Origin of the sequence: Amycolatopsis vancoresmycina, assembly GCF_000716785.1 — a bacterium.
Lineage (GTDB): Bacteria > Actinomycetota > Actinomycetes > Mycobacteriales > Pseudonocardiaceae > Amycolatopsis > Amycolatopsis vancoresmycina.
Window position 1 is genome coordinate 263,500 of sequence record NZ_JNYY01000006.1, and the last position, 16,293, is coordinate 279,792.

The 16,293-nt window shown below is 70.6% G+C and carries 16 protein-coding genes; 6 read left to right on the top strand and 10 right to left on the bottom strand.

Annotation, left to right across the window (positions count from 1 at the left end; all coding sequences use genetic code 11):
- Nucleotides 1–23 precede the first annotated feature (23 nt).
- Nucleotides 24–1,163: a dipeptidase gene (locus OO60_RS16280; protein ID WP_004559347.1), complete on the bottom strand. Its 1,140-nt coding sequence runs from the start codon at nucleotides 1,161–1,163 to the stop codon at nucleotides 24–26.
- Between the two features lie 100 nt (nucleotides 1,164–1,263).
- Here OO60_RS16280 and OO60_RS16285 point away from each other — a divergent pair, with 100 nt between their 5' ends.
- Together OO60_RS16285 and OO60_RS16290 are read left to right on the top strand one after the other, a co-directional pair.
- Entirely contained in the window at nucleotides 1,264–1,710 is a 447-nt protein-coding gene (locus OO60_RS16285) for a MarR family winged helix-turn-helix transcriptional regulator (protein ID WP_004559348.1), read from the top strand.
- A 47-nt stretch (nucleotides 1,711–1,757) separates the two neighbouring features.
- Nucleotides 1,758–2,138 (top strand): VOC family protein, encoded by a 381-nt coding sequence (locus OO60_RS16290; protein WP_004559349.1) that lies wholly within the window; start codon nucleotides 1,758–1,760, stop codon nucleotides 2,136–2,138.
- Between the two features lie 75 nt (nucleotides 2,139–2,213).
- Here the strand turns inward: OO60_RS16290 and OO60_RS16295 are convergent, their stop codons facing one another.
- From OO60_RS16295 to OO60_RS16325, 7 genes are all read right to left on the bottom strand, one after another.
- Entirely contained in the window at nucleotides 2,214–3,068 is an 855-nt protein-coding gene (locus tag OO60_RS16295; RefSeq protein WP_004559350.1) for an amidohydrolase family protein, read from the bottom strand.
- Nucleotides 3,065–4,618: a benzoate-CoA ligase family protein gene (locus tag OO60_RS16300; RefSeq protein WP_004559351.1), complete on the bottom strand. Its 1,554-nt coding sequence runs from the start codon at nucleotides 4,616–4,618 to the stop codon at nucleotides 3,065–3,067. Before OO60_RS16300 ends, OO60_RS16295 begins: the two co-directional genes overlap by 4 nt.
- 8 nt (nucleotides 4,619–4,626) lie before the next feature.
- Nucleotides 4,627–6,048 (bottom strand): benzoyl-CoA 2,3-epoxidase subunit BoxB, encoded by a 1,422-nt coding sequence (gene boxB, locus OO60_RS16305; protein ID WP_004559352.1) that lies wholly within the window; start codon nucleotides 6,046–6,048, stop codon nucleotides 4,627–4,629.
- 5 nt (nucleotides 6,049–6,053) lie between these two features.
- Nucleotides 6,054–7,673, bottom strand: coding sequence for a 2,3-epoxybenzoyl-CoA dihydrolase (gene boxC / locus OO60_RS16310; protein ID WP_004559353.1), 1,620 nt, complete (start codon nucleotides 7,671–7,673; stop codon nucleotides 6,054–6,056).
- 32 nt (nucleotides 7,674–7,705) lie between these two features.
- Nucleotides 7,706–8,131 carry a hypothetical protein gene (locus tag OO60_RS16315; RefSeq protein WP_004559354.1) on the bottom strand — a complete coding sequence of 142 codons (426 nt, stop codon included), beginning with the start codon at nucleotides 8,129–8,131 and terminating at the stop codon, nucleotides 7,706–7,708.
- A gap of 98 nt (nucleotides 8,132–8,229) precedes the next feature.
- Complete coding sequence (locus OO60_RS16320) at nucleotides 8,230–9,132, bottom strand: GNAT family N-acetyltransferase (RefSeq protein ID WP_004559355.1); 903 nt, start codon at nucleotides 9,130–9,132, stop codon at nucleotides 8,230–8,232.
- A 152-nt stretch (nucleotides 9,133–9,284) separates the two neighbouring features.
- On the bottom strand, nucleotides 9,285–11,711 hold the full coding sequence (locus OO60_RS16325) for a beta-glucosidase H (protein WP_033261599.1): 2,427 nt from the start codon (nucleotides 11,709–11,711) through the stop codon (nucleotides 9,285–9,287).
- A gap of 95 nt (nucleotides 11,712–11,806) precedes the next feature.
- Here OO60_RS16325 and OO60_RS16330 point away from each other — a divergent pair, with 95 nt between their 5' ends.
- On the top strand, nucleotides 11,807–12,388 hold the full coding sequence (locus OO60_RS16330) for a TetR/AcrR family transcriptional regulator (protein WP_004559357.1): 582 nt from the start codon (nucleotides 11,807–11,809) through the stop codon (nucleotides 12,386–12,388).
- Between the two features lie 2 nt (nucleotides 12,389–12,390).
- Here OO60_RS16330 and OO60_RS16335 read toward each other — a convergent pair whose 3' ends face one another.
- Together OO60_RS16335 and OO60_RS16340 are read right to left on the bottom strand one after the other, a co-directional pair.
- Nucleotides 12,391–12,774: a PPOX class F420-dependent oxidoreductase gene (locus OO60_RS16335; RefSeq protein WP_004559358.1), complete on the bottom strand. Its 384-nt coding sequence runs from the start codon at nucleotides 12,772–12,774 to the stop codon at nucleotides 12,391–12,393.
- A 28-nt stretch (nucleotides 12,775–12,802) separates the two neighbouring features.
- The gene (locus OO60_RS16340; protein WP_004559359.1) at nucleotides 12,803–13,390 is read right to left on the bottom strand and encodes a dihydrofolate reductase family protein; all 588 of its coding nucleotides are present in this window, start codon (nucleotides 13,388–13,390) and stop codon (nucleotides 12,803–12,805) included.
- Nucleotides 13,391–13,481: 91 nt separating this feature from the next.
- Here OO60_RS16340 and OO60_RS16345 point away from each other — a divergent pair, with 91 nt between their 5' ends.
- The 3 genes from OO60_RS16345 to OO60_RS45000 are packed head-to-tail and all read left to right on the top strand — an operon-like array spanning nucleotide 13,482 to nucleotide 16,291.
- The gene (locus OO60_RS16345) at nucleotides 13,482–13,937 is read left to right on the top strand and encodes a winged helix-turn-helix transcriptional regulator (protein WP_004559360.1); all 456 of its coding nucleotides are present in this window, start codon (nucleotides 13,482–13,484) and stop codon (nucleotides 13,935–13,937) included.
- Between the two features lie 51 nt (nucleotides 13,938–13,988).
- Nucleotides 13,989–14,327, top strand: coding sequence for an effector-associated constant component EACC1 (locus OO60_RS16350; RefSeq protein ID WP_004559361.1), 339 nt, complete (start codon nucleotides 13,989–13,991; stop codon nucleotides 14,325–14,327).
- A complete protein-coding gene (locus tag OO60_RS45000) occupies nucleotides 14,324–16,291 on the top strand; it encodes a caspase, EACC1-associated type (RefSeq protein WP_004559362.1) in 1,968 nt (655 codons plus the stop codon). The genes OO60_RS16350 and OO60_RS45000 overlap by 4 nt, the downstream gene beginning before the upstream one ends.
- Nucleotides 16,292–16,293: the final 2 nt, after the last annotated feature.

Here is a 16,293-nt window from a genome sequence, read left to right on the forward strand (position 1 = left end):
CGGGGAGCGCTGCCTCAAACCCCCTAACGGGCGAAGCCGTCGACCTCCCGCAGGACGCGGAGGGTGTTCTTCCCGGCCAGCTTCGCGCAGTCGTCCTCACTCCACCCGCGCTCGAGCAGCGCCGCGAACAACACCGGGTACTTGGACGTGTCCTCCAGCCCCTCCGGCAGCGACGCGACGCCGTCGTAGTCGCCGCCGAGGCCGATGTGGTCGACGCCGGCCACCTCGCGGGCGTGTTCGACGTGCGCGACGACGTCCTCCACGGTCGCCGCCGGCTTCGCCGGGCCGTCCCACTCCTTCACGAACGCCCCGCGCTGGGCCAGGTTCCGGTACTCCTGCCCGGCCTCGGCCATCGCGGCCTCCAGGCGGTCGTTCCAAGCGGCGACCTTCGGCGAGACGAACGCGGGCACGAAGGTGATCATCGCGACGCCGCCGTTGCCGGGCAGCTTCGCCAGCACGTCGTCGGGGACGTTGCGGGGGTGGTCGTTGACGGCGGTGCAGGACGAGTGGCTGAAGATCACCGGCACCGAGCTGATCTCGATCGCCGCCCGCATCGTGGACGGTGCGACGTGCGACAGGTCGACCATCATCCCGATCTTGTTCATCTCGCGGACGACGTCGCGGCCGAACTCGGTGAGCCCGCCGTGCGCGGGTTCGTCGGTGCCGGAGTCGGCCCACGTGGTGTTGAAGTTGTGCGTCAGCGTCATGTAGCGGACGCCGAGGCGGCGCAGGATCCGCAGCACCCCGAGCGACTCGGCGATGCTGTGCCCGCCCTCGGCCCCGAGCAGCGACGCGATCCGGCCGTCGGCGAAGGCCGCCTCGGCCTCGTCGGCGGTGGTGACCAGGCGCAACCGGTCGGGGTAGCGCTCGGCGAGCTGGTGGACGACCTCGATCTGCTCCAGGACGGCGGTCACGGCGCTGTGGCCCTCGAACTCGCAGGGCACGTACACCGACCAGAACTGCATGCCGAGCTTCCCGTCGGCGAGCTTCGGGAAGTCGGTGTGCAGGGCGGGCTGCCGGACGGTCAGGTCCAGCGACGCGGCCGCCTCGACCGGGTTCGGGCCACCGTGCTGCCGCAGCTCCCACGGCAGGTCGTTGTGCCCGTCGGCGAGGATGACCCCGTCCAGCAGTTTGGTAGCACGCTGTAGTGCCTCGTTAGTCATCGCCCGATCGTAGGGACGGGCGGTATACGGTTCGTACAAACAGCCTGACATCTTCCCTGGAAGAAATAATCCGGCGAACAGTTGCGGTAAAGTACGGTCCGTGGACACCGACGACGACGAGATCGTCACCTGGTGGGGGCTGGTCATCGAGGGCTACCTGGCCACCCAGGACAAGCTGATGGGCGAGATCGCCGACCGCTTCGGACTGGCGCCGGCGTCGTTCGACATCCTGCTGCGGCTGGTCCGCTCGCCCGAGCACCGGATGCCGATGACCCGCCTGGCCACCGAGGCCGCGCTGTCCAGCGGCGGCTTCACGAAGGTGGCGGACCGCCTGGTGGCCGCCGACCTGATCTGCCGGATCCCCAGCCCCGACGACCGCCGCGTCACGTTCGCGTCGCTGACCGAGCACGGCCTCGACGTGGCGAACCAGGCCCGCGCGGCCGCCGCGGACATCCTGCGCCGCATCGTGCTGACCCCGCTGGGTGACGACGCGCCCGCACTCGCCGAAGCCATGCGGACACTCCGGGCGTTCAACGCGGTCCGTTGAAAAAGTCGAGGTCACGGCGGTGCGCGTGACGGCGCACCATGAGAACCATGCTGACCGAATCCACCATCACGACCATGCTTCCGGTGACCGACAGTGAACGCGCCGGCCACTTCTACGCGGACTCTCTCGGCCTGAAGCAGGTCGGGCAGGGCGAAGACGGCACGCTCTACTTCGCGGCGGGCGCGGGCGCGATCGGCCTCCGCCCGATGCCGGACGGCGCGCAGAGCGAGAACACGGCGTTGAGCTTCGAGGTCAGCGACCTCGAAGCCGAGGTCACGACCCTGGAGAACCGCGGCGTGCGGTTCCAGGACTTCGAAATGGAGGGCCTGAAGACGGTCGCCCACATCGCCGAGCTGGGCAACGAGCGGGCGGCGTGGTTCAACGACTCAGAGGGCAACGTCCTCTGCCTGCACCAACTGCTGACCTGACCCGCCAGTAAGGGGTCTGCCGCGGCTTGTCGTGAGTGGTAAGGCGGGTTAGAACCCTCCTTACCACTCACGACCCTAGGCGAGGGACGGCATCAGCTTGATCGCATTTCCCGACAGGACGCCGCTCAGGACGTCCGCCGGGAGCCCGAGTCCGGTGAGCGTGCGGACGTTCGCGGCCACCGAGGGCACGCCGGGCCAGTCGGTGCCGAACACGAACTTCCCGGCCAGCCGGGTCAGGTCGAACCGCCGGTAGTACTCCGGCAGCTTCTTCGGCGGCAGCCCGGCGAGGTCGAGCCAGACGTTGTCGCGGGCCAGCGCGAGGAACGCCGCCACGTCGTACCACCACCCGCGGCCGCCGTGGGCGAACACGAACTGCAGCGCCGGGAAGTCCTCGACCACGTCGGACAGCAGCTCCGGGTTGCCGAAACTGGTGCGGGAGCCGGGAAAGCTCGACGTTCCCGAGTGGAGGATCACCGGCACCCCGCGCTCGAGGCACAGCTGGTAGACCGGGTACAGCTCCTTGTCCGCCGGCGAGAACGCGCCGTGCACCGGGTGGATCTTCAGCGCCACCGCGCCCAGGTCCAGCTGCCGCGCAACCTCCGCCGCCGCCGGGTGGTGCAGGTACGGGTTGACGTTCGCCACCAGCCGGAACCGCTCCGGGTTGTGCGCCACCAGCGGCAGGTTGTCCTCGATCGGCTGGATCCCGGTCGCCCGCGGGCTGTACTCGCAGAACAACAGGACCCGGTCGACGCCTTCGGACGCCATCAGCTCGTCCATCGCCGCCGGGACCACCTCCCCCGAAGCGGAGTACACCGAACGCCACGGGTACGAGCCCGCGAAGTCGTGGGCCCACTGCAGCCACGCGGGTTTGAGCGTCGGCAGCCGCGGCGCGTGGACGTGCGCGTCGACCACGAAGTGCCCGTCGATCATGAGTGCGGCGCCACCGCCCGCAACACGTCGCGGACCTGCTCGCGGATCACGTTGCGGCGGATCTTGCCGGTCGCCGTCTTCGGCAGCTCGGCCAGCTCGACCACCCCGCGCGGACGCTTGAACGCCGCCAGTCCTTCGCGGCAGAACTCGATCAGCTCGTCCGGGTCGACGGCGAACCCGGGGGCCGGCACCACGCACGCGACCGGCTTGTCGAGCCCGTCGGCGTCCGGCGCGGCGACGACCGCGACCTCCGCCACCGCCGGGTGCTGCCGCAGCCGTTCCTCCACTTCGGACGGTGACACCCAGATCCCGCCCGCCTTCAGCATGTCCCCGAACCGGCCGAGGCAGCTGTACGTCCCGTCCTCGTTCCGCACGTAACTGTCGCCGGTCCGCAGCCATTCGCCCTGGAACACGAGCTTCGTCGCGTCGTAGCGGGCCCAGTACCCGGTCGCCGTCGACGGCCCGGACACGAACAGCTCGCCCGGCCGGCCGGGCGTGTCGATCACCGCGCCGGCTTCGTCGCGGATCTGCAGGGCGTACCCGGGGACGGCGACACCGGTGGTGCCCGGCCGCACCGTGCCGGGCTGGTTGGACAGGAAGATGTGCAGCGCCTCGGTCGACCCGATGCCGTCGAGGATCTCCAGCCCGAAGCGCGCGCGGAACCGTTCGAACAGCGACGCGGGCAGCGGCTCCCCGGCCGAAACCGCGTACCGCACCGAAGCGAACGAGTCGTCCGGGACGTCGCTGGCGAGCAGCGCCGCGTAGAACGTGGGGACCGCGAAGAACAGGGACGGCTGCTCCTCGCGAGCGCGTCTGGCGAACAACGCGGGCGTCGGCCGCGAAGGTTCGAGCAGCGTCGTGCCGCCCGCGCCGAGCGGGAAGAAGCACGAATTCCCCAGCCCGTAGGCGAAGAACAGCTTGGGCACCGACAGGAACCGGTCCGCCGCGGACGTCGCCAGCACGCCGCGGGCGTAGGTCTCGCAGACCGCGCGGACGCTCGCGTGCCGGTGCATCGCGCCCTTCGGCTGCCCGGTCGTGCCCGAGGTGTACAGCCACAGCGCGGGCGAGTCCTCCCACGTCCCGCCGTCGCGGAACTCGCCGTCCAGTTCGGACCACCGGTGCGTCCGGACGCCGTCCGGGACGCCCGCCGCGTCGGACCGGTCGAGCAGCACGTCGGTGACCTCGGGGGCGAGGCCGAGCGCGGTCACCGCCTGCTCGGCGAACTCGCCGGACACGCACAGCACCCGCGCCCGCGAGTCGGCCAGCACCTTGCCCAGCTCCAGCCCGGTGACCATGGTCGACACCGGCACGGCGACCGCGCCGGCCAGCATCGCGCCGAGGATGCCGGTGAGCAGCTCGACGTCGTCGACCATGCAGAACATGACCCGTTCTTCGGGCCGCACCCCGAGTGCGACGAGGCCGCCCGCAACGCGCCGGGATTCCGCGGCGAGCTCGGCGTAGGTGAGGGTGCGGCGGGGCGACACGACCGCGGTCGCGTCCGGGTGCCCGGCCTGCAGCAGGTACTCCGCGGCATTGAACCCTGTCGCCACCAGGCCTCCTACGTGAGGTACACGTACTCGTAGTCGATGGGCTTGCCGTTGATGCCCTGCCGCGGCGGCGCCACCCAGCTCGCGATCTTCCCCCGCTCGTACACCGGGTGCATCAGCGAGCGGACGAACGTGAGGTCCTCGGTCGTGGGCAGCCACTTGCGTTTGCCCGCCTCCCAGGTCGCCTCGTCGACGATGGTGCCGTCGGGAGTGACGTGGTGGCCGGAGTTTATGCCCACTTCGCGGTTGAAGCCAGGGTGCGGCAGGCGGAACGCGAAGTCGATGCCGGCGTCCGCGAGGATCTTGTTCCAGCGCTTCACGCCGGTCTGGCAGTCGGCCACGTACTCGTTGCGCAGGTCGAGGTTGAGCAGCAGGATCGCCTGCTGCTCCTCGGTGGTCCAGGTGCCGTCGCCGTTCGGCCGGTCCAGCGTGCGGGCGTCCCCGGTGAGCTTGTGGTCGTCCTTGCGGCGGGTTTCCTGCCAGCGGCCCTTGAGCCCGGCGGTGTAGTAGTTCGCCGCGTTCGTGGACGTCTCGCTGCCGAACAGGTCCAGGGAAACGGTGTAGTGGAAGTTGATGTACCGCTGGACGACGTCCAGCGGGATGCCGCCGTGCGGGCCGATGTCGAGCGTGTCGTGCTCGCGGATCAGCTCGGCGCTGCGGATCACCACGCGGTCGACGCCGGTGGTGCCGACCATCATGTGGTGCGCTTCCTCCTTGAGCATGAACTCGCAGGTGCGCGAGAGCGGGTCGAAGGAGGATTCCTTGAGCGTGCCGAGCTGGTACTTCCCGTCGCGGTCGGTGAAGTAGGTGAACATGTAGAACGCCAGCCAGTCGGCGGTTTCCTCGTTGAACGCGCCCAGGATCCGCGGTGCGTCGGGACTACCCGAGTTGCGCAGCAGCAGCCCTTCGGCCTCGTCACGCCCTTCGCGGCCGAAGTAGGCGTGCAGCAGGTACACCATCGCCCACAGGTGACGGCCTTCTTCGACGTTGACCTGGAACAGGTTCCGCAGGTCGTACAGGCTCGGCGCGGTGAGGCCGAGGAGTTTCTGCTGCTCGACCGACGCCGGCTCGGTGTCGCCCTGGACGACGATCAGCCGCTGCAGGTCGGCGCGGTATTCGCCGGGCACCTGCTGCCACACCGGCTCGCCCTGGTGCTCGCCGAAGGCGATCCGGCGGTCGGGGTCGCGCTCGGCGAGGAAGATGCCCCAGCGGTAGTCCGGGACGTTGACGTGGTCGAAGTGCGCCCAGCCTTCGCGGCCCACGCTGACGGCGGTGCGCAGGTAGACCCCGTGCGTCTCCAGCGTCGGGCCCATTTCGCCCCACCAGTGCAGGAACTTCGGCTGCCAGCCTTCGAGCGCGCGCTGCAGCCTGCGGTCTTCGGAAAGGTTGACGTTGTTGGGGATCTTGGCGTCGTAGTCGATCTTCTCGGGCATCTGCGCTAGACCCGCTTCCTGTCGAAGACGGCCTTCTGCCCCGTACCGTATCGGCGCAGTGCGCCTTCCGGCCCGGACGCGTTCGGGCGGGTGAAAATCCAGTTCTGCCAAGCCGCCAGCCGGCCGAAGATCTTGGTCTCGATGGTCTCGGGACCCACGAACCGGTGGTTGGCCTCCATCCCGGTGAGCGCGTCCGGGGACAGCGACGCGCGGCCTTCGAGGGCGAGCCGGATCTCGTCCTCCCAGTCGAGGTCGTCCGGGGCGTCGGTGACCAGGCCGAGCTCGACGGCCTCGGCGGCGCTCAGCTCGCGGTTCTTCTCGCGCGCCAGCCAGGTGAGGTGGTCGTCGTCGCCGTAGAACCGCGTCTGCAGGCGGGTCAGGCCGTTGCCCATCGGGAACGCGCCGAAGTTCGCGTCGGTGAGCCGGATGGACGCGCGTAGCTGACTGAGCTCATTGTCGACCGGCGGGCCGTCCAGGATGTACTGGCGGTCCGCGGCCAGCGCGATCTCCAGCAGCGCGCCGGCGAAGCAGCTGCCGGGTTCGATGAGCGCGATCAGGCTGCGGCTGGTGACGTCGAGGCGCTTGAGCGTGCGCTTGAAGTAGTGCGTGATTTCGTTGGCCAGCCAGTCCTTCCGGCCGAGCACGGCCTGCTCGTGCGCGATGACCTTTTCCGGGTCGCCCTGGGTCCTGAGGATCCACGTCCCGGCTTCCACCTCGTTGGTGCGCAGCCGCAGGATCGCGTCGTCCAGCTCGCGGGTCATGGCGAGGAACCAGCCGCCCGCGCCTTCCTCGTGCAGGTCGCCCGGGTCGTTCTCGGGGCCCTTGACGGTGATGGTGGCCTGGTCCTTGCCGACCTGGATGTCGACAAAGCGATGTTCGAGCGGCGTCAGCTCGATGCCGTGCTCCGCCTGCTTGTCCGACCGGCGGGCGATTTCCCGGGCCTTCTCCAGGACCTTCGCGCGGAAGTCCTGACGCGGCACCAGTTCGTCGACCAGCCGCCAGTCGACCGCCGTCTTGCCCTTGACGCCGTCCGGACGGGTGGCGAAGACGTCGGCCAGGTCCCGGCGCACCCGCCGCTTGTCGACGACCCGGGTGAGGCCGCCGGTGCCGGGCAGCACGCCGAGCAGGGGAACCTCCGGCAGCGCGACCGTCGAGGAGTTGTCGTCGATCAGGAAGATCTTTTCGCAGGCCAGCGCGATCTCGTAGCCACCACCGGCGCACGTGCCGTTGACCGCGGCCACGTAGGTCTGGCCGGAGTGCTCGGTGGCGTCCTCCATGCCGTTGCGGGTCTCGTTGGTGAACTTGCAGAAGTTGACCTTCCAGTGGTGCTCCGACGCGGCGAGCATCCGGATGTTCGCGCCGGCGCAGAACACCTTGTCCTTCGCGCTGGTCACGATGACCACGCGCACCTCGGGGTGCTCGAACCGCAGCCGCTGGGTGGCGTCGTAGAGCTCGATGTCGACACCGAGGTCGTAGGAGTTGAGCTTGAGCTCGTACCCCGGGACCAGACCACCCTGCTCGTCGACGTCCAGCTCCAGCCAGGCCACCTCCCCGTCGAGCCGGAGGTGCCAGTGGCGGTACTCGTCGGGACAGCGGTCGAAGGCAACCGGTGTGGTGGTGGTCACTCACTCGATTGTCTACACGAGTCAGACGGAGGTCAATGTTGTGTAGAAACTTGATCTCGCGCGGTCACCCGGTTGAGCGTGGCCCAGGCCCAGGTGAGGAACGCCCACAGGGCCAGCCCGGCGGCGGCGTCGGTGAAGATCGTCGCGAACCAGAACGCCGGGATCTGCGGGACGCCGGTCAGGAAATGCCCCAGCGTGACGATTCCGGTCAGGGAGTAGACCAGCAGGAAGGCGAGCGCCCTGGGATACCGGCCTTGCGTGTACGCGCGGTAGCCGAGCCAGCCGAACGCCGTGAGCAGCACCCACGCGACAGCGACCGCGATGCCCGCCGCGGCCGCCGGAACGCCCGGCAGTTGGGGGTAGTCCGCGACGCGGATGGCGTTGTGGGCGTAGTGCAGCGTCGTGCTGAGCAGCGAGAAGCCGAGGATCACCCGCAGTACCGGCAGTCCCTTGTCCATCATCGCCCCCGATTTGATAGATCGCTCTAGCGACGGTATCGCCCCGGGTCGTGAGTGGCAAGGCGCGTTAGAACTCGCCTTGCCACTCACGAGGAGGGTCAGACGAAATCGATGCGGTGCTGTGTCACCGGGTAGCCCGCCTTGGCGAACGCCTTGGCCATCGGGATGTTGCCGACGTCGGTGCCCGCGACGATCCGGTCCGCGCCCTGGGCGACGAGGTCGTGCGTGGCCTCGACCAGCAGGTCGTAGGCGTAGCCGTGGCCCCGGTGCTCCGGCACCACGGCGACGTACCCGATCACCGGGTCGTAGACGTTGCGGCTCGGCAGGGTCAGGCCGACCAGTTCGCCTTCGCGCGTGTACGCCAGCCGCCACCACTCCCGCGGCCCCGGCATCCACTTCATGATGTCGAGGTCCTCCTGCGCGGCCGCGTCGATGCCGTGCTCCTCGACGGTCTTGCGGACGTGCGCGTCGAGGCTGCCGACGTGCACACGCTTGAAGACGTCGAGGATGACGTCGTCGTCCGGCTCCGGCCGGAACTCGAGCCGGCCGGGCTTCGCCGGCAGGCCGTTTTCCGGCGTCCAGCGGAAGCGGTAGCGCTCGACGAGCTTGCGGTAGCCCGCCTTTTCGGCCGCCTCGACCCGGCCGTTGACTTCGGCCGCGACCTGCGGATCGGCCGCCCACGCCGGTGGCGTGTGCAGGGCGTATTCCCCGTGCAGCGGCGCCGTCTTCAACAGGGCGACCGCGGCGTCGAAGTCGGTGAAGTCGAACCAGTCCAGCGCGATCGGTGCTTCGTCGCCGGGCTTGGCCCACCAGGCCGCGCGGGCCACGACGACGTCGTCGCGCAGGGCGACCCACGTCCACTCGGGCCGGTATTCGCCCTTCGCCGCCATCTCGGCGAAGTCGTCGCCGAGCAGCGTGCGGCCGACGAGGCCGCGGTCGGGCAGGGAGGTGAACAGTGCTTCTTCGCCCGCTTCGAGCGAGCGGATAACCAGTTCGGTCACGGGAATCCTTCCGGGAGCGCGCTCCCGGGGTCAGATACCCGGCACCCTCTTACCGGGGTGGGAGCGCATGATCGGTTGCGTGATCATCGGTCCCACCTCCTTTCGCCTGGTCGAGGGTGCGGGGACGACCTTAGGGGCCCGGTCCGCGGCGATCAACGGATTTTCTGCAGCACCACCCGCGTGCTCAGCCGCGGTTCGGCGTAGGAGTGCGACGCCTCCAGGACGTACTCGCCGGCGATGTGCCGCCAGCCGTCGCGCCAGACCTCGGCCGACCTCGGCGTGATGGCGATGTCGGTCTCGACGGCCTGGCCGGGCCCGGCTTCGACGCTCGCGAAGCCGGCCAGCCACCGGTGCGGCCGGTCGCCGCGTTCGGTCGGGGCCAGGTAGAGCTGGACGACTTCGCGGCCCTTGCGCGTTCCGGTGTTGCGTACGCGGACCCGCACGCGCGCGCCGCCTTCGTCGTCCGGGTAGGCGTCGAGTTCTTCGTACACCCAGGTCGTGTAGCCCTGGCCGTGGCCGAACCAGTAGGCGGGTTGCTGCTCACCACGGGCCCAGGCGCTGTAGCCGATGTACACGCCTTCGCCGTACTCGAGCACGCCGTCCTGAGGGGTCACGTCGGTGACCGGAGCGTCTTCGAGCTTCGCCGGCCAGGTCGTCGGGAGGCGGCCGCCGGGTTCTTCGCGGCCGAAGAGGACGTCGGCGAGTGCGTCACCGCCTGCCTGGCCGGGGAACCACGTGAGCAGCACCGCGGCGACCTCGGCACGCCACGGCAGCTCCACCGGGGAACCGGCGTTGACGACCACGACGGTGTTCGGGTTGGCCCGCGCGACCCGCGTGACGAGCTCGTCCTGGCGTCCGGGCAGCGCGAGCGACGTCCGGTCGAAGCCTTCGCTCTCGACCTCGGCGGTGGTGCCGACCACGACCACGGCGACCTCGGATTTCGCCGCCAGGGCCACGGCTTCCTCGAGGGCGGCGTCCGGGTCGAGCACCGGGCCGCGGTGGCCGAGGGCGAAGGTGACCCAGGCGAAGGTGCCGCGGGCGAACTCGGCCATCTCGGACGGGATCCAGTACGTCAGGCTGACGTCGACCGGCTCGCCCGCGGTCAGTTCGATCTCCCGCCGCTGCTCGTGGACCTGCATGATCGACGTGAAGATGTCCCCGCCCTCCGGCAGGTTCACGCCGTCGAAGAGGGTCTGGCCGTCGACGGTCAGGCGGAGGTCGCCGGGCCCGGTGACGCCGAAGGTGTGCGTCCCGCCGCGGTCCGGGAGGAACGTGCCGGCGATCTCGACCGAGGCGAGGGTGGCGATGTCGAGCCCGGCTGGCAGTTCGCCGATCCAGTCGATCCTGGCCTGGCGCAGGGGAAACTCGGCGAGTTCGGTGCCGTCGGCGGCCCGGGCCGTCGCGCGGAGCCGGAAACTGTCGGTGGCGGCCGGTAACGTCGTTCGCGGATCGGCACCGGGCGCGTAACCGAGCTCGGTGCCCGGGGGAACGGCCGCTTTCAGGCCGTCGAGAGGGGAGACGACGTGGTCGGGGAACACGGTGGCACTGCCACCGCCGAGGATCTTCGGGTCGGCGGCGAGCGCGCCGATGAGCGCGATGCTTTCCGGCTCTCGCAGCGGAAGCACGCCGGTTTCGTTGCTGAGCAGCACGAACGACCGGTGCGCGACCTCGCGCGCGACCGCGTCACCGTCCACATCGGACTGCTCGGGCGCGGGGGTGTCGCCGAGCGCGCCGGCCCGGTGGGCCAGCAGGAGCACGCGGCGGACCATGGTGTCGACGACGGCTTCGTCGACTTCGCCGCCGCGAACGGCTTCGGCGAGCTGTTCCCCGAACACCGTGCGGGGGCCGGGCATGGCGACGTCGAGGCCGCCGTTGGCGGAGGCGACGGTGTCGCGCGCGGCCAGCCAGTCGGAGACGACGAACCCGTCGAAGCCCCATTCGTCGCGCAGCACGCCGTTGAGCAGCTCGGCGTGCTGGGTCATCGTGACGCCGTTGACGCTGTTGTAGGCGGCCATGATCCCCCACGGCTTCGCCCGCCGGACGATGAGTTCGAAGGGCGCGAGGTAGAGCTCGCGCAGCGCGCGCTCGCCGACGTGCACGTCGGCGGTGAAGCGTTCGGTCTCGAAGTCGTTGGCGACGAAGTGCTTGACCGTGACGGCGACCCCGCCGTCCTGCACGCCGGTGACGTAGCCGGCGCCGATCATCCCGGTGAGGAGCGGATCTTCGGAGTAGCACTCGAAGTGCCGGCCGCCCAGCGGCGACCGGTGGAGGTTGACGGTGGGCGCGAGCAGCACGTGCACGCCCTTGCGCCGGGCCTCCTGCGCGAGCAGGCGGCCGGCCTCGACCGCCAGCCGCGGGTCCCAGCTCGCGGCGAGCGCGGTCGGGCTGGGCAGGGTCACCGAGGGGTCGTCCGGGCTCCACCGCGTCCCGCGGACGCCGACCGGGCCATCGGAGAGGACCAGGGACGCGAGCCCGATCCGGGGCAGCGCGGGCAGGGACCAGACGTCCTGGCCGGCGAGCAGGCTCGCCTTCGTGTCCAGGTCGAGCTCGGCCAGCAGCGCGTCGACGTCGAAGCTCATGCGCACCCTCCGCGGTCCGTCCTGTCGCCACCCTACCTGGCGGTGGGTAGTGAACGTTATGGTTCCGTGACGGCTTGTCCCGTAGGCTCGGGATCATGACCCGGGCCAGGGGCGCCGACCGCCGAGCGAGCATCGTCCGAGCGGCGTTCGAGGTGATCGCCGAGCGCGGCTATCGCGGCACTTCGCTGGCCGCGGTCGCCGAGCGCGTGGGGCTGACCCAGCAGGGGCTGATGCACTACTTCCCCACCAAGGAGGACCTGCTGACGGCGGTGCTGGAGACCCGGGACGAGTGGGACCTGCTGCACTTCGGCCACGCGCCGCCGGGCGACCCGTCGGCGATGACGGTGAACCAGCTGGCGGACCTGGTCGACTACAACGCGACGCGGCCGGGCATCGTCCAGACGTACACGGTGCTGTCGGCGGACAGCGTCACGGAGGACCACCCGGCACGGGAGTACTTCCGCGACCGCTACGCCCGGGTCCGCACGGGCATGGCCCAGATGCTGGAGCGCCACCGCGACGAGCTGCCGCCGGGCACGACCCCGGAACAGCTGGCCCCCATCGCGGTCGCCGTCCTGGACGGCCTGCAGCTGCAGTGGCTCCTCGACCCGGCGGCGGTCGACATGCCCGCCGGGTTCCGCACGTTCCTGACGCTGCTCGGGATCAAGCCGGACTGACGTCAGCCCATCCCCACGCTCTGGCGCTCGACCTCGATCAGGGCGACCACCCGCTGCTGCTCCCGCGGGTACGGGCCCCCGACGTACTTCGTCGAGATCCGGTCGACGATCGCCCAGGCGGCGTCCCCCTCGAGCCACTCGGCCACCCGGCCGCGGATGATCACCGGCTCGAACGGGTTGTCCAACGGGGTCAGGGAAAGCGCGACGCGCGGGTCGCGCCGCAGGTTGCGGGCCTTGCGGGAGTCCGGGCCGGTCATGACGGCGATCCGGTCGCCCTCCGGGTCGACCCAGACCGGGACCGCGTGGGGCCCGCCGTCGGGCAGGACGGTGGCCAGGTGGCCGAGCGCGGCGGTGGCGAGGACGCGGCGGACGTCGGCTTCGAGCATGGTGGTCTTCTCCTTCGACGAGGTGTGTTCAGGCGACTGCGTAGTGGAGGTGGGTGACGCCGGGCGCGGGCACGGCCTCGACGAGCCGGAGCCGCACGTGCGACGGTAGCTCCCGGAAGAACGGCCGGCCGCCGCCGAGCAGCACGGGCACCTGATGGAGCACGATTTCGTCGATGAGCCCCGCCTCGAGGGCCGAGGTCAGGACGCCGCCGCCCATGAGCCCGACGTCCTTGCCGCCGGCCGCCTCGCGGGCCGCCGCGATCGCGTCCTCGATGGTGCCCACGAGGGTCTGCCGCTCGGTCAGCTCGGGCGCCGGCCGGGTGCTGAGCAGGAACAGCGGGGCGTCCGGGTGCGGGCTGCCGCCGCCGAAGCGCTCCGAATCTTCGTAGGTGTTGCGGCCGGCCACTATCGCGCCGACCCGGCCGGCGAAGGCGTCGAAGACGCGGGCGCTCGGCTCGCTGAGCTCGAAGAAGTCGAAGACCCGGCTCCGGGTGTCCCCGCCGGTGTACCAGTCGAAGAGCGTCCCGCCGTCGCCGAGCCCGCGCCCCGGACCGGCGTCGCGGCCGGTGATGTACCCGTCGACCGACACGGCGTGGGCGCTGAAGACCTTGCTCATCGCGACCTTCCCTTCTGGGTTCCTTCAGGAGACTCCAGAACCGTAGCAGCTCAAGTTCCTTAAGGGAACCCTGAGTGCTAACCTGGCCGTCATGCAGCGCACGAACTTCAGCGAACTGGCCCCGTGCTCGATCGCGCGCACGCTCGACGTCATCGGCGAACCGTGGTCGCCGCTGATCCTCCGTGACGTGTGGGCCGGGTTCAGCCGGTTCGAGCAGCTCCAGGCCGACCTCGGCATCTCGCGCAAGGTGCTCACCGAGCGGCTCAACCACCTGGTCGACGAAGGCGTTTTGGAACGCCGCCCGTACGACCGGCGGCCGCGCCACGAGTACGTCCTGACGGAAAAGGGCACCGAACTGGTCGACATGCTGATGGTGATGACCCGCTGGGGCGACAAGTGGCTGGCGGGCGAGGCGGGGCCGCCGGTGCTCTACCGCCACCACGCGTGCGGCGAAATCAGCAGCGCCGACCTCCGCTGCGCCCATTGTGGCGAAACAATGCACGCCAACGACGTCGACCTGCTCCCCGGTCCCGGTTCGGCCCGCTGACCGCCGAATCGGCCGATTGTCCTCCGGTGTCCCAGCGGGAACGATGGCGCGGTGGAACTCACCATCGAAACCACCGAATCCGAGCTTCGCTCGCTGCGTGATTGGCTGGCGGCGGAAGACGAACTGCGGTCGACGCGGGTGAATTGGAAACCGGCCGAGCAGCGGCCGGGTGAAATGGGCGCGGTGGCCGACGTGCTCGTGGTGGCACTGGGCGCGGGCGGGGCGGGCACCGTCGTGGCGAATTCGATCGCCACGTGGATCAAGCACCGCTCGCGCGATCTCAAGCTGAAGATCACCACGAAGGATCGGATTGTCGAAATCGAGGCCGGAAACGTGCAAGATCCCGCGGAGATAGTCACGGCGATCACCCGGCTGCTGCCACCGGAATGAGCGACTCACTGCCCGACCCGAAGCGGTCGCGGGCGATTCTGATCGGCGTCGACAGCACCCCGAGGCACCCGGGGCTCACGCCGCTCCCCACCGTCCGCAACAACGTCGCCGACCTGGCCGCCGTCCTCACCGATCCGGACGTCTGGGGCCTCGACGCCGCCAACTGCGTGGTGCCGTCGAACGTGGCGGACGCCCGCAAGCTCGCTTCGACGCTCGAACGGGTCGCCGGGGAGGCGACGGACACCCTGGTCGTCTACTTCGCCGGGCACGGCTTGCCGGACACCGACGACGGGGAACTGATCCTCGCCGTCGGAGACATGACCGACGAATCACCGAAGTTCACCGGCCTGCGGTACGCGTGGGTGCGCGAGGCCGTCCGCCGCGCCCCCGCCCGGCGGCTGATCGTCGTGCTCGACTGCTGTTTCAGCGGCCGGGCCCTGCACACGATGTCCGATCCGGCCTCGGTGGTCGCCGGCCAGCTGGAGATCGACGGCACCTACGTCCTGACGTCTTCGCCGCGGAACAGCCCGTCGATGGCCCCGCCGGGAGCGCGCCACACGGCGTTCACCGGCTCGCTCGTCGAAGTGCTCGGCCAGGGGATCGCGGACGGCCCGGAACGGCTGCGGATGACCGACATCTACGACCGGGTCCTCCGCGACATGGTGATCGGCGGTTTTCCCCGGCCGCAGCAGCTGGGGACCAACCGGGTCGGGCACCTCGAGCTGGTCCGGAACCGCGCGTGGCAGTCGCCGCCGCCACCCCCGCCTCCGGTCCGCCGGCCGGCACCGTCGAAGCCCGCCCGGCCCGCGGTCTTCGACGAGATCGCGGAAACGACGGCGGCGATCCGCCGGAGCATCGGCACCGCGCACGGCGACGACGTCCTGCGGATCACCGGCGGCGGGCCGCTCCAGGACCTGGCCGAGGCCATGCGGCGGCAGTTCGGCGACGGCGCGAAGACGGCCGCGCTGCTGACCGGCGAAATCCTCTCGGAAGCGGTGCGTGAGGTCGAGTCCGGCGCCGAGCCCGCGGCGTTGCTGCGTGACCTCGAACGGTGCGTGGCCGGCCTGCGCCGTCCCCTGTCGGCCATGGCCACGCCGGTGCACACGGCAGCCGGCCTCGAAACCGTGCTCCGCACCGCGCTCGGGCACGACGAGGTCGCCGCGACGACGGCGGCCGCGATCCACCGGGCGGGTCCCGGCAACGTCGAGGTCGGCCTCGCCACCGGCGGCACGCCGAGGATGGAACTGACGAGCAGGCTCACCTTCACGTCCAAGCTGATCGCCCCCAACGCCGCCGCCACCCCGGTGATCCTGGACGATCCCGTGGTTCTCCTGTCAGAGACCAAGGACGTCGACACGCGGTCGATCGGCCGCGCCGCGACCCCGCGGGAACGCCGTCCACTGCTGGTCGTCGCGCCGTGGATCGCCCCCTACCTGGTGAAACGGCTGATGTTCCTGGCGGCCCAGGTCGTGGTGATCTTCCCGGCGCAGGCGCCCGTCGCGGCGGCGACCCTGGCCGGGCTGGCGAAGCTGACCGGGACCGGCGTCGGCGACGCCCGTCCCGGGCGCGCGCACCGCGTGCTGGTGACGGCGTCGACGACGACCGTGATGGCGGGGAACGCGCCCGAACTCGCCGACACCGGACGAGCCGTCGTGCGGGTGGAACCGGCGGTGGTACCGATCGCCGTGCGAGCGCTGGCGATCGCGAGCGCCGTCTCGAACGGCGGTGTCGTGCCGGGCGCGGGCACCGCACTGTCGGCCGTGCGCACCCATCTGGCCGGCGACGGACCGGCGGGACGGATCCTGCACCGGTCCCTCGGCAGCCCCTGCCTCGAGATCATGCGGAACACGCACACCCGCGCGGACGCGGTGCCGCCGGCGATCGGCGACCCGCTGGCGACCGTCGAAGGCGGGCTCAGGCACGCGATCGCCACCGTGGCGCGGTTCTTGACGCGCCACGGGTGAGC

Coding starts and splice junctions, on each gene's coding strand:
- OO60_RS16315 (WP_004559354.1), bottom strand. CDS start 8,131: ATGGACAAGGGACTGCCGGTACTGCGGGTGATCCTCGGCTTCTCGCTG.
- OO60_RS16335 (WP_004559358.1), bottom strand. CDS start 12,774: ATGCTCGAAGCCGACGTCCGCCGCGTCCTCGCCACCGCCGCGCTCGGC.
- boxB (WP_004559352.1), bottom strand. CDS start 6,048: ATGCCCGAGAAGATCGACTACGACGCCAAGATCCCCAACAACGTCAAC.
- OO60_RS45000 (WP_004559362.1), top strand. CDS start 14,324: ATGAGCGACTCACTGCCCGACCCGAAGCGGTCGCGGGCGATTCTGATC.
- OO60_RS16340 (WP_004559359.1), bottom strand. CDS start 13,390: ATGAGCAAGGTCTTCAGCGCCCACGCCGTGTCGGTCGACGGGTACATC.
- OO60_RS16345 (WP_004559360.1), top strand. CDS start 13,482: ATGCAGCGCACGAACTTCAGCGAACTGGCCCCGTGCTCGATCGCGCGC.
- OO60_RS16290 (WP_004559349.1), top strand. CDS start 1,758: ATGCTGACCGAATCCACCATCACGACCATGCTTCCGGTGACCGACAGT.
- OO60_RS16295 (WP_004559350.1), bottom strand. CDS start 3,068: ATGATCGACGGGCACTTCGTGGTCGACGCGCACGTCCACGCGCCGCGG.
- OO60_RS16280 (WP_004559347.1), bottom strand. CDS start 1,163: ATGACTAACGAGGCACTACAGCGTGCTACCAAACTGCTGGACGGGGTC.
- OO60_RS16325 (WP_033261599.1), bottom strand. CDS start 11,711: ATGAGCTTCGACGTCGACGCGCTGCTGGCCGAGCTCGACCTGGACACG.
- OO60_RS16330 (WP_004559357.1), top strand. CDS start 11,807: ATGACCCGGGCCAGGGGCGCCGACCGCCGAGCGAGCATCGTCCGAGCG.